The 18,881-nt window shown below is 71.5% G+C and carries 22 protein-coding genes; 13 read left to right on the plus strand and 9 right to left on the minus strand.

Features of this window, described 5'->3' with window-relative positions; all coding sequences use genetic code 11:
* Positions 1 to 357: 357 nt before the first annotated feature.
* Positions 358 to 1,056, minus strand: coding sequence for a copper homeostasis protein CutC (locus tag ACZ5VD_RS20180; protein ID WP_468682847.1), 699 nt, complete (start codon positions 1,054 to 1,056; stop codon positions 358 to 360).
* A gap of 187 nt (positions 1,057 to 1,243) precedes the next feature.
* Here ACZ5VD_RS20180 and ACZ5VD_RS20185 point away from each other — a divergent pair, with 187 nt between their 5' ends.
* Positions 1,244 to 1,897, plus strand: a complete 654-nt coding sequence (locus ACZ5VD_RS20185; RefSeq protein ID WP_468549164.1) for an HD domain-containing protein — start codon at positions 1,244 to 1,246, stop codon at positions 1,895 to 1,897.
* A 27-nt stretch (positions 1,898 to 1,924) separates the two neighbouring features.
* The gene (locus ACZ5VD_RS20190) at positions 1,925 to 3,007 is read left to right on the plus strand and encodes a GNAT family N-acetyltransferase (RefSeq protein ID WP_468682848.1); all 1,083 of its coding nucleotides are present in this window, start codon (positions 1,925 to 1,927) and stop codon (positions 3,005 to 3,007) included.
* Here the strand turns inward: ACZ5VD_RS20190 and ACZ5VD_RS20195 are convergent.
* Together ACZ5VD_RS20195 and ACZ5VD_RS20200 are read right to left on the minus strand one after the other, a co-directional pair.
* Positions 2,989 to 3,267 (minus strand): DUF4031 domain-containing protein, encoded by a 279-nt coding sequence (locus ACZ5VD_RS20195; RefSeq protein WP_468549166.1) that lies wholly within the window; start codon positions 3,265 to 3,267, stop codon positions 2,989 to 2,991. The genes ACZ5VD_RS20190 and ACZ5VD_RS20195 overlap by 19 nt on opposite strands.
* Positions 3,264 to 3,728 carry a hypothetical protein gene (locus tag ACZ5VD_RS20200; RefSeq protein ID WP_468682849.1) on the minus strand — a complete coding sequence of 155 codons (465 nt, stop codon included), beginning with the start codon at positions 3,726 to 3,728 and terminating at the stop codon, positions 3,264 to 3,266. Before ACZ5VD_RS20200 ends, ACZ5VD_RS20195 begins: the two co-directional genes overlap by 4 nt.
* 55 nt (positions 3,729 to 3,783) lie before the next feature.
* On the opposite strand from ACZ5VD_RS20200, the gene ACZ5VD_RS20205 reads away from it, so the two are divergent.
* From ACZ5VD_RS20205 to ACZ5VD_RS20215, 3 genes are all read left to right on the plus strand, one after another.
* On the plus strand, positions 3,784 to 4,686 hold the full coding sequence (locus ACZ5VD_RS20205; RefSeq protein ID WP_468682850.1) for a MurR/RpiR family transcriptional regulator: 903 nt from the start codon (positions 3,784 to 3,786) through the stop codon (positions 4,684 to 4,686).
* 52 nt (positions 4,687 to 4,738) lie between these two features.
* A complete protein-coding gene (gene murQ, locus ACZ5VD_RS20210; RefSeq protein ID WP_468549169.1) occupies positions 4,739 to 5,674 on the plus strand; it encodes an N-acetylmuramic acid 6-phosphate etherase in 936 nt (311 codons plus the stop codon).
* Positions 5,675 to 5,738: 64 nt separating this feature from the next.
* A complete protein-coding gene (locus ACZ5VD_RS20215) occupies positions 5,739 to 6,623 on the plus strand; it encodes an aldo/keto reductase (protein ID WP_468682851.1) in 885 nt (294 codons plus the stop codon).
* Positions 6,624 to 6,636: 13 nt separating this feature from the next.
* Here the strand turns inward: ACZ5VD_RS20215 and ACZ5VD_RS20220 are convergent, their stop codons facing one another.
* Entirely contained in the window at positions 6,637 to 7,035 is a 399-nt protein-coding gene (locus tag ACZ5VD_RS20220; protein WP_468682852.1) for a hypothetical protein, read from the minus strand.
* A gap of 112 nt (positions 7,036 to 7,147) precedes the next feature.
* On the opposite strand from ACZ5VD_RS20220, the gene ACZ5VD_RS20225 reads away from it, so the two are divergent.
* The 8 genes from ACZ5VD_RS20225 (at position 7,148) to ACZ5VD_RS20260 (ending at position 11,980) form a co-directional block, all read left to right on the plus strand.
* Positions 7,148 to 7,987: a helix-turn-helix domain-containing protein gene (locus tag ACZ5VD_RS20225; RefSeq protein WP_468549172.1), complete on the plus strand. Its 840-nt coding sequence runs from the start codon at positions 7,148 to 7,150 to the stop codon at positions 7,985 to 7,987.
* Entirely contained in the window at positions 7,971 to 8,240 is a 270-nt protein-coding gene (locus ACZ5VD_RS20230) for a DUF397 domain-containing protein (protein ID WP_468682853.1), read from the plus strand. The genes ACZ5VD_RS20225 and ACZ5VD_RS20230 overlap by 17 nt, the downstream gene beginning before the upstream one ends.
* 25 nt (positions 8,241 to 8,265) lie before the next feature.
* Complete coding sequence (locus ACZ5VD_RS20235; protein ID WP_468682854.1) at positions 8,266 to 8,823, plus strand: DinB family protein; 558 nt, start codon at positions 8,266 to 8,268, stop codon at positions 8,821 to 8,823.
* 224 nt (positions 8,824 to 9,047) lie between these two features.
* Complete coding sequence (locus ACZ5VD_RS20240) at positions 9,048 to 9,926, plus strand: hypothetical protein (RefSeq protein WP_468682855.1); 879 nt, start codon at positions 9,048 to 9,050, stop codon at positions 9,924 to 9,926.
* 44 nt (positions 9,927 to 9,970) lie between these two features.
* Entirely contained in the window at positions 9,971 to 10,246 is a 276-nt protein-coding gene (locus ACZ5VD_RS20245; RefSeq protein WP_468549176.1) for a type II toxin-antitoxin system Phd/YefM family antitoxin, read from the plus strand.
* Complete coding sequence (locus ACZ5VD_RS20250; protein ID WP_468682856.1) at positions 10,243 to 10,494, plus strand: type II toxin-antitoxin system RelE family toxin; 252 nt, start codon at positions 10,243 to 10,245, stop codon at positions 10,492 to 10,494. The genes ACZ5VD_RS20245 and ACZ5VD_RS20250 overlap by 4 nt, the downstream gene beginning before the upstream one ends.
* 46 nt (positions 10,495 to 10,540) lie before the next feature.
* Complete coding sequence (locus ACZ5VD_RS20255) at positions 10,541 to 11,107, plus strand: hypothetical protein (RefSeq protein ID WP_468549178.1); 567 nt, start codon at positions 10,541 to 10,543, stop codon at positions 11,105 to 11,107.
* A 168-nt stretch (positions 11,108 to 11,275) separates the two neighbouring features.
* Positions 11,276 to 11,980, plus strand: a complete 705-nt coding sequence (locus ACZ5VD_RS20260) for a hypothetical protein (RefSeq protein WP_468682857.1) — start codon at positions 11,276 to 11,278, stop codon at positions 11,978 to 11,980.
* 4 nt (positions 11,981 to 11,984) lie between these two features.
* Here ACZ5VD_RS20260 and ACZ5VD_RS20265 read toward each other — a convergent pair whose 3' ends face one another.
* The 5 genes from ACZ5VD_RS20265 to ACZ5VD_RS20285 form a co-directional block, all read right to left on the minus strand.
* The gene (locus ACZ5VD_RS20265) at positions 11,985 to 13,511 is read right to left on the minus strand and encodes a carboxylesterase/lipase family protein (protein WP_468682858.1); all 1,527 of its coding nucleotides are present in this window, start codon (positions 13,509 to 13,511) and stop codon (positions 11,985 to 11,987) included.
* A 66-nt stretch (positions 13,512 to 13,577) separates the two neighbouring features.
* Positions 13,578 to 14,444: a metallophosphoesterase gene (locus ACZ5VD_RS20270; protein WP_468682859.1), complete on the minus strand. Its 867-nt coding sequence runs from the start codon at positions 14,442 to 14,444 to the stop codon at positions 13,578 to 13,580.
* A gap of 56 nt (positions 14,445 to 14,500) precedes the next feature.
* A complete protein-coding gene (locus ACZ5VD_RS20275; RefSeq protein ID WP_468682860.1) occupies positions 14,501 to 15,670 on the minus strand; it encodes an NADH:flavin oxidoreductase in 1,170 nt (389 codons plus the stop codon).
* A gap of 158 nt (positions 15,671 to 15,828) precedes the next feature.
* Positions 15,829 to 17,457, minus strand: coding sequence for a chaperonin GroEL (gene groL / locus ACZ5VD_RS20280; protein WP_468549183.1), 1,629 nt, complete (start codon positions 17,455 to 17,457; stop codon positions 15,829 to 15,831).
* A 992-nt stretch (positions 17,458 to 18,449) separates the two neighbouring features.
* The gene (locus ACZ5VD_RS20285) at positions 18,450 to 18,656 is read right to left on the minus strand and encodes a cold-shock protein (protein WP_016436693.1); all 207 of its coding nucleotides are present in this window, start codon (positions 18,654 to 18,656) and stop codon (positions 18,450 to 18,452) included.
* Between the last annotated feature and the right edge of the window lie 225 nt (positions 18,657 to 18,881).

The following is an 18,881-nucleotide window of genomic DNA, read 5'->3' on the forward strand; positions in this document are numbered from 1 at the left end:
GAGCGCCTCAGACGGAGGCGACACCCAGGCCCGTCGCCACACCGGAGGCGACGGGCCAGGCCCCGCCGGAGGCGACGGACCGCCGCCAGACTCCCCGCCGGGCGACAGCCCCAACCGCCCCCGGCACCCGCCCACTCGGCCGTCAGCCTCCACCGACCCCGGGCAGTCCCAGCCGCCCGGCGCCACAGCACCGGGCACCGCCGGAGGCGACGGGCCAGGCCCCGCCGTCAAGCGCCCCGCCCGACCGACCACCTCATCCCACCCCGCCGTCCAACACCCACCGCCACTCAGCCACAGCAACCGCCGAAACCGGACCGCCCCCAGCCCTCCGGGCAGACCCCACCCCCGACAACCGCCCTAGCCGACCTCGGCGTCCAGTGCCCGCCGCCACTCGGCCACGGCCGCCGCCGAAACCGGTCGGTCCCAGCCGTCCGGGCGAGCCGCGCCTCCGATGTGGAAGGCGTCGACGCCGGCGGCGTGGAGGGTCGGTACGTGGGTGAGGCGGAGGCCGCCGCCGACCAGGATGCGCGGTTCGTAGCCGGGCTCGCCGGCCCGGCGGGCCTCGGCGAGGAGGGTGGGGAGGCCGTCGTCGACGCCGGTCGGGGCGCCTGCGGTGAGGAAGGTGTCGAGGCCGGGGAGGCCGTCGAGCTGCTTGCGCAGGGCGTCGCGGTCGGCGCAGTGGTCGATCGCGCGGTGGAAGGTCCAGCGGCAGCCGTCCAGTGCGGTCGCCACGCGCCCCACAGCCGTCAGGTCCACTCCGCCGTCCGTGTCGAGGAACCCGAGGACGAACTCCTCGGCGCCCGCGGCCCGCATCTCCCCGGCGAGCCGGACCAGCCGGTCGACGTCACCGGCCGCGAACCCGGCGGCCGGCCGCAGCATCACGCGCAGCGGGATGTCGACGGCGGCCCGGATCACGGCCACCGTGCCGGGCGAGGGGGTGAGCCCGTCGGCGGCGATGTCGGTGACCAGTTCCAGCCGGTCCGCGCCTCCGGCCTGGGCGGCGACCGCGTCCTCGACGCCGAGGGCGATCACCTCCAGGACTGCACGCTCGCTCATGGGACCCCATTCGTCGTCGGGCGCCTACAGGTCTAGTCCAATCTAAGCCTACGCCGACCACGCCTGTACGGGGCACCGATGCGGCATCCATACACCCGTACACCAGGGGTCCCACCCCTCCCCCTCCCCCTCCCCCCTCCCCGATCCCTCCGGAGGAGAGACCGGGCCCCGGCGAGACAATGGGCCCATGGCCGACCTCGACGCCCTCCGTACCCGTTTCGCCCGCGCCCTCGAAGGCGCCCGGGGCCCCGAGACCGCCGGTCCCGGCCCCGACCCGACCCCCTACGCCGACAACCTCCTCACCCGCTGGCAGGAGCCCCAGCGCCGCTATCACACCCTCACCCACCTCACCGCGGTCCTCGACCACGTCGACGTACTCGAACGGCACGCCGCCGACCCGGACGTGGTCCGCCTCGCCGCCTGGTTCCACGACGCGGTCTACCTGCCCGACCGCTCGGAGAACGAGGAGCGCTCGGCCCGGCTCGCCGAGCGGGCCCTCCCCGAGGCCGGGGTCGGGGCGGAGCGCACCGCCGAGGTGGCCCGTCTGGTCCGGCTCACCGTCACCCACGATCCGGCGGACGACGACCCCGACGGCAAGGTCCTGTGCGACGCGGACCTGGCGATCCTCGCCGCGCCCCCGTCCGGGTACGCCGCGTACACGGCCGCGGTGCGCGAGGAGTACGGCTTCGTCCCCCCGGACGCGTTCCGCACGGGCCGCGCCGCCGTACTGCGCCAACTCCTCGCTCTCCCCCGCCTGTTCAGGACCCCGTACGGGGAGCGGGAGTGGGAGGCGACGGCCCGCTACAACCTCGCCGCCGAGCTGGAAATCCTGTCGCCCTGAGACACCGGCCGCCCTACCCTGCAGGGCATGCGAGACATGGGCGGGGAACGGGTGGAAGAGGCGGTCGCGGGCGCCGTGGCGCTGCTGCGGACGGCGACGGACCGGGACTGGGCGGGGGTGCGGGCGGGGCGCCTGGACTGGGACTGCCACGGCGCCGCGCTGCACATCGCCTCGGACCTCCTCGCCTACGCGGGCCAGCTGGCCGGACGCGCACGCGCGCAGCAGGCGTGGGTCCCCTTCGAGATCACCCTCGACGAGGGCACCGACCAGGACGGTCTGCTGGACGTCGTCGAGACGACCGGCGCGCTGCTCGCCGCCGCCGTCCGCACCGCACCGCGGGAGGCGCGCGCCTTCCACCCGTTCCCCTTCCGCAGCGCGAACCGGGAGGGCTTCGCCGCGATGGGCGTGGCCGAGGTGCTGCTGCACACGCACGACATCGCCGAGGGGCTGAACCTGGCGTACGAGCCGTCCGCCGAACTCGCCGAGTACGTCCTCACCCGCCTCTTCCCGCACGTCCGCCCCGGCCCCGACCACTGGCGCACCCTGCTGTGGGCCACCGGCCGCGGCGAGCTGCCCGGCCGGGTCCCCGTCACGGAGTGGCAGTGGTCCAACGATCTCGTCGTCCCCACCGGCCGGCTCACCCTGCGAGGCGTCACACCCGCGGCCGCCGCCGACCTGCGCGACGGGGGCGACGGCGGCTTCGACTGGTCGGCGGGCGGCCCCTTCGAGGGCACGCTGGAAGCCGCCGGGATGACGCTGAAGGCCTACGAGGCGGGGGTGCATCGCCCGGAGTTCGGGCTGTTCGTCCTCGTCCGGCGGGAGGACGGCCGCGCGGTCGGCGGCATGGGCTTCCACGGCGCCCCCGACGAGGACGGCCGTGCGGAGATCGGCTACGACCTGGTGGAGGTCGCCCGCGGCAATGGCTACGCCACGGAGGCGCTGCGCGCGCTGGCCGACTGGGCGCTGGCCCGGGAGGACGTACGGTCCCTGTTCGCGACCGTCGAGGGCGACAACGCGCCCTCGCAGGCGGTGCTCGCGCGCGTCGGGTTCACGCAGGTGAGCGAGGAACTCGACGAGGAGGGGCTGTTGGCCTACGAACTGCGCGGCTGACTCCACCTCTTCGGCCTGCGCAACCCCGCCCCGTACAGCAGCCGCACCACCTCGCGGCTGCTGACCTCCACCGCGCCCGCGGCCACCGCGTCGGCGTAGTGGTGCGAGGGAAGGTCGTAGTGGTCCCGCTCGAAGGCCCGCCGGGGGATGCCCAACTCCTCGGCGAACACGTGCAGTTCGGCGAACGAGACATCGCTCACGAGGTGGGACCACAGACGCCCGTGGCCCGGCCAGGTGGGCGGGTCTATGTAGACCGTCATGAGGACGGCGTCCCGCCGGTCTCCGGCCCGTCGGCCGTGGAGCCACCCGCCGTCGAACCGCCCGTCGCCGAGCCGAGCGAGCCCACCGCGGCGACCTTCACCCCCGCCTTGTGGCACACCCAGTGCGGGTCGGGGCCGAGCTCCGGCTCGATCTCCAGCGCGTGCGGGTCGCCGGCGCCGCACACCGGGCACAGCGGCCAGCGGCCGTACCGCTCCAGCAGCGCGTCCTGGACGTCCTGGGCGACCAGCCCCGACACGAAGGCCACGCCGTCCGGCCACTGCTCGACCCACCAGCGCCGCTGCACGACGGAGTCCTCGACCATGGACACCACGTCCGGGGCGGCCACCTCGCTCGCGGCCAGGTCGGCGAGCACGAGGGCGCGGGCCGCGTGCAGCGCCTGTTCCAGGGGGCTGACGGGGTCGCCGGTGGGATCGCCGACGGGATCACTGGTGGGGGCCATGCACCCATTGTGCGCACTCTTGACCACCACACCGAAACGAAAATATCTTTCACAAGTGACTCTGAAAGTGAAGGAAATTTTCGTGCAGGAAATTTTCGGGAACAGCCTCGCCGCCAAGGTGCGCACCCTCGGCCCCTCGATGACCCGTTCCATGCAGCGCGTCGCCGAGGCCGTGGCGAGCGACCCCGCGGGCTGCGCCGCCCTCACGGTCACCGGCCTCGCCGAGCTCACCGGCACCAGCGAGGCCACGGTCGTGCGCACCTCCCGCATCCTGGGCTACCCCGGCTACCGCGACCTCCGCCTCGCCCTCGCCGGCCTCGCCGCGCAGCAGCAGTCCGGCCGCGCGCCCGCGATCACCACGGACATCGCGGTGGACGACCCCATCGCCGACGTCGTGACGAAACTCGCCTACGACGAGCAGCAGACCCTCGCCGACACGGCGGCCGGTCTCGACACCGTGCAGCTCGGCGCGGCGGTGTCCGCGCTGGCGGGGGCGCGGCGCACGGATGTGTACGGGGTCGGGGCGAGCGGGCTGGTCGCCCAGGACCTCACCCAGAAGCTGCTGCGGATAGGGCTCATAGCCCACGCCCACAGCGATCCTCACCTCGCCGTCACCAACGCCGTGCAGCTGCGGGCGGGGGACGTGGCGATAGCGATCACCCACTCCGGGTCCACCGGGGACGTCATCGAGCCGCTCCGGGTCGCCTTCGAGCGCGGGGCCACGACGGTGGCGATCACCGGGCGGCCGGACGGGGCGGTGGCGCAGTACGCCGACCATGTGCTGACCACGTCCACGGCTCGGGAGAGTGAACTTCGACCGGCGGCGATGTCCTCGCGGACGAGTCAGCTGCTGGTGGTGGACTGTTTGTTCGTGGGGGTGGCGCAGCGGACGTACGAGACGGCGGCTCCGGCGTTGTCGGCGTCGTACGAGGCGTTGGCCCATCGGCACCGGCGATAGAAGCCCTCCAGGTACGACAACACACGCACATCGGAAAGAGCCGCCTCTCACCATGACCTCCACCTCCGATCCCCGTGATCTCCAGGCCCAGTTGGAATCCCTCACCACCGAGGCCTTCCGGCCGGAGCTCGCCGATATCGATCAGTTGGACACGCTCGACATCGCCCGGCTGATGAACTCCGAGGATGCCGCCGTGCCGACGGCCATCACGCAGCAACTCCCCGTCATCGCCGCCGCCATCGACGCCGTCGCCGAGCGGATGGGCCGCGGTGGGCGGCTGGTCTACGCGGGCGCGGGCACCGCCGGGCGGCTCGGTGTGCTGGACGCGTCCGAGTGTCCGCCGACGTTCAACACGGACCCCTCCCAGGTGGTCGGGCTGATCGCGGGCGGCCGGGAGGCCATGGTCACGTCGGTCGAGGGGGCCGAGGACTCGGCGGAGCTGGCGCGGGCCGACCTCGACGCACTCGCGCTGACACCGGAGGACACGGTGGTCGGCGTCTCCGCCTCGGGACGCACCCCGTACGCCATCGGGGCGGTGGAACACGCCCGTGCGCGGGGCGCGTTGACGATCGGGCTGGCCTGCAACGCGGGCAGTGCGCTCGCGGCGGCGGCCGAGCACGGCATCGAGATCGTCGTCGGCCCCGAACTGCTCACCGGCTCGACCCGGCTGAAGGCGGGCACGGCACAGAAGCTGGTCCTGAACATGCTGTCGACGATCACGATGATCCGGCTGGGCAAGACGTACGGGAACCTGATGGTCGACGTGCGCGCCTCCAACGAGAAGCTGCGCGCCCGGTCCCGCCGTATCGTCGCGCTCGCCACCGGCGCGGCGGACGACGAGATCGAGCGGGCCCTCGCCGCCACCGACGGCGAGGTGAAGAACGCCATCCTGACCCTCCTCACCGGGGTCGACGGCCCCACGGCCGCACGCCTCCTGGCAGACGCCGACGGCCACCTGCGCGCGGCACTCGCGGCGGCAGCCCGGTAGCCGCCTCTCCGCTCCCGCCAACTGGGGCTGTTAGCTTGGGCGTTCGGCCATGGGGAGGAAGCGGATGAAGGTCTCGACCACGTTCCGGATCGGCGGGGACCTGGAGGTACGGCGGCTCGGGTTCGGGGCGATGCGGCTGCCGACCGAACCGGCGGCGGACCGGGCCGCGTCCGTCGCGGTGGCCCGGCGGGCCGTGGAACTGGGCGTCACCCTCATCGACACCGCCCACCTCTACGGCTGGGGGGCCAACGAGGAACTCGTCGCCGAGGCCCTCCACCCCTACCCGGCCGACCTCCTCGTCACCACCAAGGTCGGCGTCCGCCAGACGGAGTCGGGCGACTTCTCCTACGACGCCCGCCCGGACTCCCTGCGCACCCAGGTGGACGAGGCCCTGCGCCGGCTCCGCGTCGACCGCGTCGAACTCCTCCAACTGCACCGCATCGACCCGGACACCCCGCTCGCCGACCAGCTCGGCACCCTGGCCGACCTCCGCGCGGAAGGCAAGGTGGGCAGGATCGGCCTGTCCGAGGTGACGGCCGCCGAGCTGGACGAAGCCCGGTCCATCACGGACATCGCGAGCGTCCAGAACCGCTACAACGTCCTCGACCGCGAACACGAGCCCGTGCTCAGGGCGTGTGAGGCGGCCGACATCGCGTTCCTGCCGTGGCGCCCGCTGGCCCCGGGGGCGGCCGGGAAGGAGCCCGTGATCGCGGCGGTGGCGGCCGAGTTGGAGGCGACCCCGACCCAGGTCGCCCTGGCCTGGCTGCTCGCCCACTCACCGGTGATCGTGCCGATCCCGGGCACGGCGAGCATCGGTCACCTGGAGGAGAACGTGGCCTCGGCGGACCTACGACTGGCCCCGGACCAACGTGCCCGCCTGGACGCCCTGTTCACGGCGAACGAGGGGAGCCAGGAGGACCGAGGGGACCGAGGGGACCAGACGAACTAGGCGGTCGACCCGGTCAACAGGGCAGCCGGCCCTCCTTGTTCACTCTCCGCACCCGCGCCCGCAGAACCTCCTCCTGCGGCGCGGGCCCCGTCGAATCCGGCGGACAGTCCCACTCCCGCCCTCCGGCGACGGGCCGCAGCTGTACGTTCCCGCCGACGTGCCCCATCACCTCGCCGAGCCTCCCGTCCCGTACGTCCCGCACATGCATCCCGATCGCGGGCCGCTCCCCGTGCAGCACGGAGGCCAGCCGCTCGGCCGTACGGACATTGCAGCGCCCCAGCTCGACCAGGGCGAACGGCTCGTCGCTCGCGCCGGTCACCGGATCGACGCGCAGGGACGGCAGGACGATGCCGACGCCCACGAGAGCGTCCCGCAGCAACTCCAGGACTTCTTCGGTCGGCCGTACCGTCATCTCTCTCTACCTCCACACAGAGTTGGTGATTTACAACACAGCGTGGCGGCTAGCTCTCTAGCCTGGCCATACCGGACGACCCAACATCGCGATCCTCCGAATGGGAGTGGCCATGACAGGAGCGAAGGACCTGGACCCCTCTTCGTCACCCCGCGCCCTGCTCGGCGCGGAACTCCGTCACTCCAGGGAGAAGGCCGGGCTGAGCCAGGAGGAACTGGGAGCACGGCTGTTCGTGAGCGGCTCGTTCATCGGCCAGCTGGAGGCGGCAACACGGCGTCTGTTGCCGGAGTACGCGCGGCTGCTGGATGAGGCGCTGGGGACGAAGGACTTCTTCCTGCGGAACTGCGGGGCGTCGGCCAAGTCCCGTTATCCCGAGCACTTCGCCCAGGCGGTGGAGGCAGAGGCCCTTGCAACAACGATCCGCCAGTACATGCCGTCACTGATCCCCGGGCTGCTCCAGACTCCCGCGTACGCCCGGGCTGTATGCCGCGCATACGACCCGACGGGATCGGAGCAAAACATCGACAAGTTGGTGGCAGACCGGCTGGAGCGGACCCGTCTACTCGACGACCCAACAGGGCCGATGTTGTGGATGGTGCTTGACGAGGCGGCGCTGCGCAGGGAGACCGGCGGCCGGGCGGTGATGGCGGAAGCTCTGCGCCACATCATCAAACTGATCAACCGGAATCGGGTCATCGTGCAGGTGCTGCCGTTCAGCTCGGGTGCGCACACGTTGATGGCGGGCTCGCTGAAGCTGATGGAGTTCGATGACGCCCCTCCGCTGGTCTACTACGAAGGGGTCGGCTCTGGACGGTTGGAGGACGACCCGGCAACCATCGCCCGCCACCGGCTGCTTTTCGAACTCGTCGCAGCCGCCGCTCTTCGGCCAGAGAAGTCCCTGGCTCTGATCGAGACGCTGGCGCAGGATTACGCCCATGAGGAACTTCCCTGATTACGACCTGGACGCGGCGACCTGGCACAAGTCGAGCTACAGCGATGGCACCGGCGGCGACTGCCTCGAAGTAGCCCGCTGGCGGAAGTCGACGTACAGCGGCGGCAGCGGCGACAACTGCCTCGAAGTCGCCGACGGCAACCCCACCCTCGTCCCCGTCCGCGACTCCAAGAACCCCCACGGCCCGAAGCTCGTGTTCCGGGCGGAGCCCTGGGCGGCATTCGTCGCGGCGGTCATCGAGGTCAGGATCTGACCTATATCGCTCCTAGCGTGCCCCCATGACCGACACCACGCATGACACGACCCACGACACCGCCCACGACCTCGCCGCCGACGAGCGCACCGACCTCCTGGAAGCGCTGGCCCATCACCGGCACTTCCTGCGCTTCACCACCCGCGATCTCTCCGACGAGCAGGCCGGGCAGCGGACCACCGTCAGCGCGCTGTGCCTCGGCGGCCTGGTCAAGCACGTCACGTCGGTGGAGCGGAACTGGGCGGGCTTCATCCTCAACGGCCCCTCGGCCATGGGCGACTTCACGGCCATGACCGAGGCCGACTGGGCCCGGCGGGCCGACGAGTTCCGGATGCTGCCCGGCGAGACGCTGGCCGGCGTGCTCGCCGACTACGACGAGACGGCCCGCCGAACCGACGAACTGGTCGCCTCCCTGGCCGACCTGAACGTCACCCACCCGCTGCCCAAGGCCCCGTGGAACAAGCCCGGCGGTCGGTGGTCGGCCCGCAGGGTGCTGCTACACATCGTCGCCGAGACCGCCCAGCACGCCGGTCACGCCGACATCATCCGCGAGTCCCTGGACGGCGCCAAGAGCATGGGCTGACCGGTCCCGAAGCTCAAGCCACCAGCCCCGAGCCCTCATTGCTTGGAATGGGTGGAGGGCCTCAACCCACCCTCCCACCCAGCGTGTTGACTTGACGCGTCCGGCTTGCCACGCAGAGTCACGATCGTCTAGCGTGCCCGGATAACGAGACAGAACAGCCCCCGCCAGGTGCAGCAACACCTGGCGGGGGCTTGACCAACGCGATCGAAGGCTGGTCCGATCCCATGGCTGACGCCAATCCTAGTGCTGCCGCCCCGCCCGCGCACGCCCTCTCCCACCCCTCGGCCAACCCGGGCTACGGCAAACGCTCCGCCCCCGGCCAACGCCCCCGCACCGCGTACGACTTCGCCGACCTCCCGCCCCGCGAAGCCGCGATCGCCGCGTACGTCGACCGCTTGCCCGACGGCGCCGACATCTCCGTAAAGACGCTGGCCAAGCACCTGCCGTACGGACAGTGCGCGTTACGCGCGGCCCTCAACCGGCTTCAGGGGGCAGGGCACTTGCGCCGAGGCCGCGAAACCCTGGCCGCGTCCGACGGCAGCACCCGCTGGATCACTCGATCGTGGTTCTCCCGGACCGCACGCGACGATGACTGGTGGGCGGGCTTCACGCGGGGCGACGTACCGCGGGAGCGGCAACCGGACCCGCCCCGCCGGACCCGTTCCCGCGTCCACATCCTGCTGGCCGCCCTCGGCCGTACGAACCCCGCGCTGTCGCTCTCGCAGGCCGACTGCGCGAACCTGGCGCCGCTGGTGACGGAGTGGTTCGCGCGAGGGGCCACGGACGAGGCGGTCGTCCAGGCCATGACGGCAGGCCTGCCCACCCCGGTCCACCACCCGGCCGGCCTCCTCCACAGGCGCCTGACCACGAAACTCCCAGCCGAGCCCGCGCCACCGTCCCGCCCTCCCCTGCGCGTCCTGGAGTGCGCGAAGTGCGGCATCCCGGACCGCCCGGAGGCCCTGCCGGGCGGTGTCTGCGGCGCGTGCCGGGGCCAGGCTGCGCCCGCCCGGCCCACCGGGCGTGGGCCGGCCCCGACGGTCCGCACACACGCCGCCGCGGTCCGCGCGGCGATGGTTCCCCGCTCGGAACGGCCACGCGTATGACGACGACTCACCGCACACAGTCGCAGGTCTGTACAGTTTTACTCATGGAGACGTATCCACTCGTGGAAGCCCGCAACCAGCTCGGCCAACTGGTCGGCCGGGTCCGGCACGGCCAGGAGCACATCCTGATCACCGAGTACGGCAAGCCCGCCGCCGCGCTCATCCCGATAAGCGAGCTGGAAGAGTTGCAGCGGCTGCGCGACGAGGCGGACATCGCCGAAGCACAGGCCCGTGAGGCGGCTGCGTCCGGTCCTGCCCTGACCCACGACGAGTTCATGGCTCAGCTGGAGGCAGCGGATCGGCAGGAAGCCGCCTCGTGACGCATACGGTGGTCTGGGAACACCACGCCATGAGCGAGTTCCGGCAGCTCCGTGCCGTCGATCCCGTGGGCGCCAAAGCGACCGCCTCGGCGGTGAGCGCACTCGCCGACGATCCCCGTCCGGAGGTGGCCCGAGCCCTCGGTGGTTCCGGCTGTTACCGGCTGCACATCGGAAGTCGGCGCGTGTTGTACCGACCGGACGGCGACACCGTGACCGTGTACGTACTGAAGGTCGGCCGCAGCAGCTGATGCATCCGCCGCCTCAAGGCCCCCGCGACAACCGGAGCCGCACCCCATGAACCACGCCCAGCGCACCGCCCTAGGCCGCGCCCTCCGGGTCCTCGGAGAGCACGGTGACGCCCTCACCGGCGACACCCCCGACGCCCGGCTGCACGAGGTCAAGGCCGACCTCAAGCGGGCCCTGGACCTGCTGGACGACAGCGTCAGCGGCGCCGCGCCCACCACCCGGTGCCACGAGCACCCGAACGGCCCGGTCGACGAGAACGCGCCCGACCTGTGCCTGCTGTGCGAGACCCGGCGGCGGGCGGCCCGGCGTTCCGAGATCAACGGGCCCGCGCACACCCGGCCCGCCGACACCACCCCCTCCCGGTACGGCGTACGGGAGGACCGGCCGCAGCCCCAGCAGCGGTGGCTGCCGGAACTGTGGAACGGCCAGGTGTGGCAGCTGTGCGGAACCCCGCGCCGGGACCGGCACGAGGCCGAGCTGTACATCGCCGCCCAGCGGCGCGGCCCCCGCCCCGCCATGGCCTACCGGCTGGTGCACGAGTTCACCGACTACGAGGTGCTGCGGGTCTGGGGCACCCCGGTTCGCGTCGACATCGAACCGCTCGGGAACCTGTAGGACGCCCATGGCCTCTTAGCTCAACTGGCCTTGAAAAAGGCAGGAGTTACCTGAGGTTCGGCTAAGACGGAACCCGGACATTCACAGGATCGTTCGAGGACCGAACCCGACCTAGTCTCCTCGATGTCAGCGGGAAACACCCCGCACCCGACAGTTGATGGAGACCCGATGCGCTCGCGACTCGCCACCCGTTCCGCCCGTCTCGCCCTGGCCGCCGCAGCCGTGACCGCGCTCGCCGTCACCACCACCGCCTGCGGCCCCGGCGACGTGGCCGCCACCAGCCCCACCCCCGACGCCACCGCCTCCGGCGGCTCGGGCTCCACGACCGGCGGCTCCGCCCCCGACTCCACTCCGGGCTCCACCACGGGCGGCTCGTCCGGCGACCAGGCCTCCGCCGACAAGGCCGCCGACACCGGCGCCGACACCGACGCCACCGTCGACACCGATGACGCCAAGAAGGACTACTACGGGCAGTCCTGCGGCTCCAGCGACCTGACCTTCACCCTGAGCTCGAAGGACCAGAAGGGCGGCTACCTGCTCATCACCGCCAAGGCCAGGCCGGGCATCACCTGCTACCTGGAAGGCACCTACGCCGAGGCCCAGTTCGGCTCCGACGTCGATGCCGTGGCCGTCCCCGAAGCGCGGTCCGTCACCGGCACCGTCAAGGTCTCCGGCTCCACCGTCGCCTACATCGGCATCAACCCCAAGACCACCAACACCGACTACGGCAAGGAGTTCAGCACGCTCTCCCTCGGCATCCTCGACGACACGAACGACCCCGCCGGTCTCGACGTCCCCGCCGGGATCCTCGTCGACAAGCCCTCCATCACCAACTGGACCGCCAACGCCGCCGCGGCCGTCCCCGCCGGCTGACCGGTCACTTCAACAACGGCAGCGCGGCGAACTCGTACCCCTCCCACAGCCGCCTCGACGCCTCCTCCGGATACGCCCTGACCTGCGGATCCGCGTCCAGCACCTGCACGAGCCGGGCCTCGGTGCCATAGGCCGGCCAGCCCGGGTCGCCGGTCCTCGCGAACGCCGTCCATGACTGCCGGAACCGGGCCGACAGCGCCTCCGCCTCCGGCGTGACCGCCCCGCCCGCGAACAGCAGCAGGCCGAGATCGGCGCCGAACGTGCCGAAGAGCAGCGGGATGTCCAGGCCGTGACAGGCGCCCAGGACACCGCCGTCGGCCGGCGCGGGCCAGGTCAGTTCGTAGACGTGGGCCCGGCCGCCGCCCGCGACCTGTGCCTCGGCGAGATGGAGGGTCGGCATGCCGAACAGCCAGTCGGTCTGGACCCGCTCGAACAGCTCACCCGGCGTGGCGCCCGGGAAGGCCGCACGGTAGCCGTCCGCTCCCGCCGCACCCGGCGCGAACATCCGCAACGCCCCCTGCGCCTGCTCCTCCGTGATCTTGCCGAGCATCCCGCCCAGGGCGAGGAAGAGCCGGAACTCGTCCCGGTTGTGGCCGACGACCAGCTCCACGTCCCGGCCCGCCCCGGCCTTCAGCGCCTCCCAGGGCGTGACCGGCAGGACCTCGCCGTCGACGACCGGGGAGAACGGGGTGACCGTGGGCGCCGCCCGGCCCCACCGGTCGGTGTACTGGCGCATCTTCGCGCCCAGCGCCTCGCCCGCGGAGGTCAGCGTGCGGGGGTCGATCGCGGACAGGTCGGCGACCGTCGGACGCAGGCCCGCCTCCGCCGCGATGGCCGCCCCGATGTCCCGGGCCAGCGCGTCGGAGAAGTACGTGCCCGGCACGCTCTGCGCGATGGCCCGCCGGAACAGTCCGGAGGCCCTCGGCATGGCCATGAGGGCCGCCACCGATCCCGCGCCGGCCGACTCCCCGAAGACGGTCACCTGACCGGGGTCGCCGCCGAACGCCGTGACGTTCTCCCGTACCCACTCCAGGGCGGCCACCTGGTCGAGCAGGCCCCGGTTGGCGGGCGCGCCCTCGATGCTCGCGAAGCCCTCGATGCCGACCCGGTAGTTGAGGGTGACGACCACGACATCGCCGTCCCGCGCGATGCGGTGGGCGTCGTAGCCGGGGCTGCCCGTGTGACCGAGCTTGTAGGCGCCACCGTAGATCCACACCATGACCGGGCGGAGCGCGGCCGGGTCCGGGGCGGGCGTCCAGACGTTGACCGTCAGCCAGTCGTCGCCCAGCGCGCCCGGCAGCGGGCCGCCGCCCAGGCCGCCCGTGTCCTGCGGGGGCGGCGGACCGAAGGCGTACGCCTCACGCGTGCCGTCCCACGCCTCGGCCGGGCGCGGCGCCTGGAACCGGGCCTCCCCGACCGGCGGGGCGGCGAACGGGATACCGCGGAAGACGGTCAGACCGTCCTCCCGGCGCCCGCGCACCGCGCCGGCCGCGGTGCGGACCACAGGGTCTCGGGGCTCGGTTGTCGTCACAGGGGCACTCCTCGCCTGACGGTCGATACTTGCGTAGCTTAATCATTGCTTTCGCCTACGAATTTGTCAGCCGTGACGTTCCAGAAGGGTCCGCACCCGCTCCTCCCCCAGCTCGTACACCGTCTCGTGCGCCCGTGGGTCCGGGGCGTGGAGGGTGTGGAAGAGCGGGCCCGTCGGTCCGCCCAGCTCCACCAGGGACGCCGAGGCGCCGCGCACGGCCCGTTCCGTGCCGGGTGCGGTCGTCAGGTCGATGCGGTTGACCACGCCGGGGGTCACCCAGACCGGCACGGACGCCAGGAACCCGAAGAGCTGGAGATGGAAGTGGCCGGTGAGGACGGCCTTGACGTCACTCCCCCGGATCACCGCCGCGAGGTCGTCCGGGTCGCGCAGGCCGAAGGCTCGCTGGGTCGGGACGTCCAGCGTGATCGGGGGGTGGTGGAAGGCGAGGATCGTGCCCTGCGGGGCGGGGTGCCTCAACAGGGTCCGCAGCCAGTTCAGTTGGGTCTCGCCGAGACGGCCGTACACCTTCCCCGGCACCAGTGAGTCCAGCGTGATGAGACGCCATCCGCCGACCGTGCTCACCGCCGCCCGCTCACCCGCCCCGGAATCCTCCGGCTCCAGGACCCCATCGGGCGCGGGATGCCCGCTGCCCAACACCTCGGCGAACGCCCGGCGTTCGTCGTGGTTGCCGGTCGTGTAGAAGACCGGGGCGCCCAGCGAGTCCGCGAAGTCGCCGATGAGCCGCCGCAGCGTCGTGTACGCCTCCACCGAACCGTCGTCGGCGAGATCGCCGGTGACCACGACCGCGTCGACGCCCTGCTGGTGGCGGAGCGCGGTGAGCATCAGACGCAGGGAGCCGGTGGCGTCGACGTCGTCCCGGCCGAGGTCGCCGGGGCGCTTCAGGTGAGTGTCCGAGAGATGAAGAATCCTCATCTCCCGGACACTACCGCCGCGTTGACGCCGAGCTGAAGACCGGCGTCAGCGCACGGTCAGCTCAGGGACTTCAGCGCCGCCGCGTCGTACGGCTTCAGCTCCTCGAAGCGGTCAGCGAGGACCTTGGCCGCCCACTCCGGGTCCTGGAGCAGGGCGCGGCCCACGGCGATCAGGTCGAACTCCTCGTCCTCCAGCCGGTCGAGCAGGTCGTCGATGCCCTTGGTCGGGGCGCCCTCGCCCTGGAAGCCCTTGAGGAAGTCGCCGTCGAGGCCGACCGATCCGACGGTGATGACGGGCTTGCCGGTGAGCTTCTTGGTCCAGCCGGCCAGGTTGAGGTCGGAGCCGTCGAACTCGGGGAGCCAGTAACGGCGGGTGGAGGCGTGGAAGGAGTCGACACCGGCCGCGGCGAGCGGGGCGAGGATCGCCTCCAGCTCCCCGGGGGTCTCGGCGAGCCGGGCCCGGTAGGCCTCCTGCTTCCACTGCGAGTAGCGGAAGATGATCGGGAAGTCGGCGGAGACGGTCTCGCGGACCGCCGCCACGATCTCCTCGGCGAACCGGGCACGGGCCACCGGGTCGCCGCCGTAGGCGTCGGTACGGCGGTTGGTGCCCTCCCACAGGAACTGGTCGACCAGGTAGCCGTGGGCGCCGTGGATCTCCACACCGTCGAAGCCGATGCGCTCGGCCGCCGCGGCGGCCTCGGCGAACGCGCCGATCACGTCGTCCAGGTCGCGCTGGGTCATCGCCCTGCCGGTCGCCTCGTCCGCGCCGATGCGCAGACCCGAGGGGCCGACCGCGGGGGCGTCGGCGTAGGGCGGCTGGCCCTGCTCCCGGACCATGCCGATGTGCCACAGCTGCGGCACGATGGTGCCGCCCGCCGCGTGCACGTCCGCCGCGACCTTCGCCCAGCCCGCGAGCTGCTCCTCACCGTGGAAGCGCGGGATGTCGTCGCTCTGCCCGGCCGACTCGTGGCCCACATAGGTGCCCTCGGTGACGATCAGGCCGACACCCGCGGCGGCCCGGCGCGCGTAGTACGACGCCACGTCCGTGCCGGGGATGCCCCCCGGGGAGAACTGGCGGGTCATCGGCGCCATCGCGATGCGGTTGGGCACGGTGAGGCCGTTGATCGCGATCGGCCGGGAAAGAATGCGGGCCGCGCGGGAGGTGGACTCGACGGATGTGGCGGTCACGTGGGGGACTCCTAGGGATGGACCGGTCGGTATGTGCATACGCATATACGGTACGTAGGTCTCAACCGGCCCACCGGCCACGGCATTCCGCCCCTATTCCGGCCCCGCTGTGATCCCGAACACGCCCGAGGGCGGTACCCCCTGTTTCCAGGGGGTACCGCCCTCGGTCAAGAACCCTCGATCAACCCTGAGGTCGATCAGAAGTCCATGTCACCGCCCGGCATGCCGCCCGGAGCGCCGCCGCCACCGGCGTTCTTCTCCGGCTTGTCGGCGATGACGGCCTCGGTGGTGAGGAACAGCGCGGCGATGGAGGCGGCGTTCTGCAGCGCGGAACGGGTCACCTTCGCCGGGTCGATGATGCCCTCGGCGATCATGTCGACGTACTCGCCCGTCGCGGCGTTCAGGCCCCAACCCACGGTGAGGTTGCGGACCTTCTCCACGACGACGCCACCCTCAAGACCACCGTTGACGGCGATCTGCTTGAGCGGAGCCTCCAGGGCGAGCTTCACGGCGTTGGCGCCGGTCGCCTCGTCACCCGTCAGTTCGAGCTTCTCGAACACCGCGGAGGCCTGGAGCAGAGCCACGCCGCCACCGGCGACGATGCCCTCCTCGACGGCCGCCTTCGCGTTGCGAACGGCGTCCTCGATGCGGTGCTTGCGCTCCTTGAGCTCGACCTCGGTCGCGGCACCGGCCTTGATGACGGCCACGCCGCCCGCGAGCTTCGCCAGGCGCTCCTGGAGCTTCTCGCGGTCGTAGTCCGAGTCGCTGTTCTCGATCTCGGCGCGGATCTGGTTGACCCGGCCCTGAACCTGCTCGGAAGAGCCGGCACCGTCGACGATGGTGGTCTCGTCCTTGGTGATGACGACCTTGCGGGCCTTGCCCAGGAGGTCCAGGGAGGTGTTCTCCAGCTTGAGACCGACCTCCTCGGAGATGACCTCGCCACCGGTGAGGATGGCGATGTCGTTCAGCATCGCCTTGCGGCGGTCACCGAAGCCCGGGGCCTTGACCGCGACGGACTTGAAGGTCCCGCGGATCTTGTTGACGACCAGGGTCGACAGGGCCTCGCCCTCGACGTCCTCGGCGATGATCAGCAGCGGCTTGCCCGACTGCATGACCTTCTCCAGGAGCGGGAGCAGGTCCTTGACGGAACCGATCTTGGAGTTGGCGATCAGGATGTACGGGTCGTCGAGCGACGCCTCCATACGCTCCATGTCGGTGGCGAAGTACGCCGAGATGTAGCCCTTGTCGAAGCGCATACCCTCGGTGAGTTCCAGCTCCAGACCGAAGGTCTGGGACTCCTCGACGGTGATGACGCCTTCCTTGCCGACCTTGTCCATCGCCTCGGCGATGAGCTCGCCGATCTGGGTGTCGGCGGCGGAGATGGAGGCCGTGGAAGCGATCTGCTCCTTGGTCTCGACATCCTTGGCCTGCTCAAGAAGGGCACCGGAGACGGCCTCGACGGCCTTCTCGATACCACGCTTGAGGGCCATCGGGTTGGCGCCGGCGGCTACGTTGCGCAGGCCCTCCTTGACGAGAGCCTGGGCGAGCACGGTCGCCGTGGTCGTTCCGTCGCCGGCGACGTCGTCCGTCTTCTTGGCGACTTCCTTGACCAGCTCTGCGCCGATCTTCTCGTACGGGTCCTCGAGCTCGATCTCCTTGGCGATGGAAACACCATCGTTGGTGATCGTGGGCGCGCCCCACTTCTTCTCTAGGACGACGTTGCGGCCCTTGGGGCCAAGGGTGACCTTGACGGCGTCGGCGAGCTGGTTCATCCCGCGCTCGAGACCGCGCCGTGCCTCCTCGTCGAACGCGATGATCTTGGCCATGTGAAGTGGTCCTCCCGGACAGGGGGTGGATTTCTCCGGACCGCGCTGGCGCCCGCGACGGACGGCCTGCCTGCCTCGTGGTTCCTTGCCCCACCCGGCCTGCGGGCCTCACCGACCCGGTCCTCGTTGTCACTCTCACCTTCAGAGTGCTAACGCCAATGATTAGCACTCGCCCCTGCCGAGTGCAAGCGCCTCTCGAAGGTCGGGCCCCCACCACAGGCCTGTCACAGGCCGGGCGCGGACCGGGCGCGGGCCGCATTCAGACCGGGCGCAGGCCGGGCGCGGGCCGCGTTCGGACCGGGCGCAGGCCGGGCACGGGCCGCGTTCGAACCGGGCGCAGGCCGGGCACGGGCCGCGTTCGAACCGGGCGCAGGCCGGGCACGGGCCGCGTTCGAACCGGGCCCCGACGGGGTTCGGACCGGGGTCAGACCGGGCGCAGGCCATGTTCAGGCCGGGCGCGATCCGTGTTCGGACCGGCTTCGGACCGGGGTCAGACCGGGCGCGGGCCGTGTTCAGGCCGGGCGCGATCCGTGTTCGGACCGGCTTCGGACCGGGGTCAGACCGGGCGCGGGCCGTGTTCAGGCCGGGCACGGGCCGCGTTCGGACCGGGGTCAGGCCGGGCACGGGCCGCGTTCAGGCCGGGCACGGAAGGGGCGCGGACCGTCTTCAAGCCGGGCACGGGCCGCGTTCGGACCGGTCCCGACGGGGTTCGCACCGGGATCAGACCGGGCGCAGGCCATGTTCAAGCCGGGCGCGAACCGTGTTCGGACCGGGTCCCGACGGGTTCGGACCGGGGTCAGACCGTGTTCGGACCAGGGTCAGACCAGGCGCAGGCCGGGCTCGGAGCGGGCGCAGACCTGGGGCAGACCCGGGTTCGGGCCGGGCTCGGACCGGGTTCGGGCATGACGGAGGGCTCGTAACCCATGACTCCCCATGGGATACGAGCCCTCCGGTATTGAACAGAAGAACGTCGCTGTCAGTCGGCGCGTGCTTCAGCCGGCCGCGAGCCGGACCATATCCGCCTGCGGCCCCTTCTGGCCCTGCGAGATCTCGAAATCAACTCGCTGACCCTCTTCCAGGGTGCGGTAGCCGTCCATCTGAATCGCGCTGTAGTGGACGAAAACATCCGCACCACCGTCGACCGCGATGAAGCCGTACCCCTTCTCCGCGTTGAACCACTTGACGGTGCCCTGAGCCATGCCTAACTCCCCTATTACTGGCCCTTGCACAGATCCGCACTTCGCGGATCCGGGTCAGACCTCACCCCCCACATGGTTGGGGGCGTGCGCCGGAACGCGTCGACCGCGGCCGAATGTATCTGCCCAACTGCCGTCTGCAACAGGTCAATCGGACGAGAATTCTGGACGCGCAGGGTCCGGAATGTAGCGAGAATTCGCCAGAATTGGGGGCAAGTCGGGCCCCAC

The sequence above is a fragment of the Streptomyces sp. NPDC032822 genome, assembly GCF_055578825.1.

Coding starts and splice junctions, on each gene's coding strand:
- groL (WP_468549183.1), bottom strand. CDS start 17,457: ATGGCCAAGATCATCGCGTTCGACGAGGAGGCACGGCGCGGTCTCGAG.
- ACZ5VD_RS20285 (WP_016436693.1), bottom strand. CDS start 18,656: ATGGCTCAGGGCACCGTCAAGTGGTTCAACGCGGAGAAGGGGTACGGC.
- ACZ5VD_RS20185 (WP_468549164.1), top strand. CDS start 1,244: ATGGCCGACCTCGACGCCCTCCGTACCCGTTTCGCCCGCGCCCTCGAA.
- ACZ5VD_RS20230 (WP_468682853.1), top strand. CDS start 7,971: ATGAGGAACTTCCCTGATTACGACCTGGACGCGGCGACCTGGCACAAG.
- ACZ5VD_RS20200 (WP_468682849.1), bottom strand. CDS start 3,728: ATGGCCCCCACCAGTGATCCCGTCGGCGATCCCACCGGCGACCCCGTC.
- ACZ5VD_RS20275 (WP_468682860.1), bottom strand. CDS start 15,670: ATGCACATACCGACCGGTCCATCCCTAGGAGTCCCCCACGTGACCGCC.
- ACZ5VD_RS20195 (WP_468549166.1), bottom strand. CDS start 3,267: ATGACGGTCTACATAGACCCGCCCACCTGGCCGGGCCACGGGCGTCTG.
- ACZ5VD_RS20255 (WP_468549178.1), top strand. CDS start 10,541: ATGAACCACGCCCAGCGCACCGCCCTAGGCCGCGCCCTCCGGGTCCTC.
- murQ (WP_468549169.1), top strand. CDS start 4,739: ATGACCTCCACCTCCGATCCCCGTGATCTCCAGGCCCAGTTGGAATCC.
- ACZ5VD_RS20220 (WP_468682852.1), bottom strand. CDS start 7,035: ATGACGGTACGGCCGACCGAAGAAGTCCTGGAGTTGCTGCGGGACGCT.
- ACZ5VD_RS20180 (WP_468682847.1), bottom strand. CDS start 1,056: ATGAGCGAGCGTGCAGTCCTGGAGGTGATCGCCCTCGGCGTCGAGGAC.
- ACZ5VD_RS20270 (WP_468682859.1), bottom strand. CDS start 14,444: ATGAGGATTCTTCATCTCTCGGACACTCACCTGAAGCGCCCCGGCGAC.
- ACZ5VD_RS20240 (WP_468682855.1), top strand. CDS start 9,048: ATGGCTGACGCCAATCCTAGTGCTGCCGCCCCGCCCGCGCACGCCCTC.
- ACZ5VD_RS20215 (WP_468682851.1), top strand. CDS start 5,739: ATGAAGGTCTCGACCACGTTCCGGATCGGCGGGGACCTGGAGGTACGG.
- ACZ5VD_RS20235 (WP_468682854.1), top strand. CDS start 8,266: ATGACCGACACCACGCATGACACGACCCACGACACCGCCCACGACCTC.
- ACZ5VD_RS20245 (WP_468549176.1), top strand. CDS start 9,971: ATGGAGACGTATCCACTCGTGGAAGCCCGCAACCAGCTCGGCCAACTG.
- ACZ5VD_RS20225 (WP_468549172.1), top strand. CDS start 7,148: ATGACAGGAGCGAAGGACCTGGACCCCTCTTCGTCACCCCGCGCCCTG.
- ACZ5VD_RS20260 (WP_468682857.1), top strand. CDS start 11,276: ATGCGCTCGCGACTCGCCACCCGTTCCGCCCGTCTCGCCCTGGCCGCC.
- ACZ5VD_RS20190 (WP_468682848.1), top strand. CDS start 1,925: ATGCGAGACATGGGCGGGGAACGGGTGGAAGAGGCGGTCGCGGGCGCC.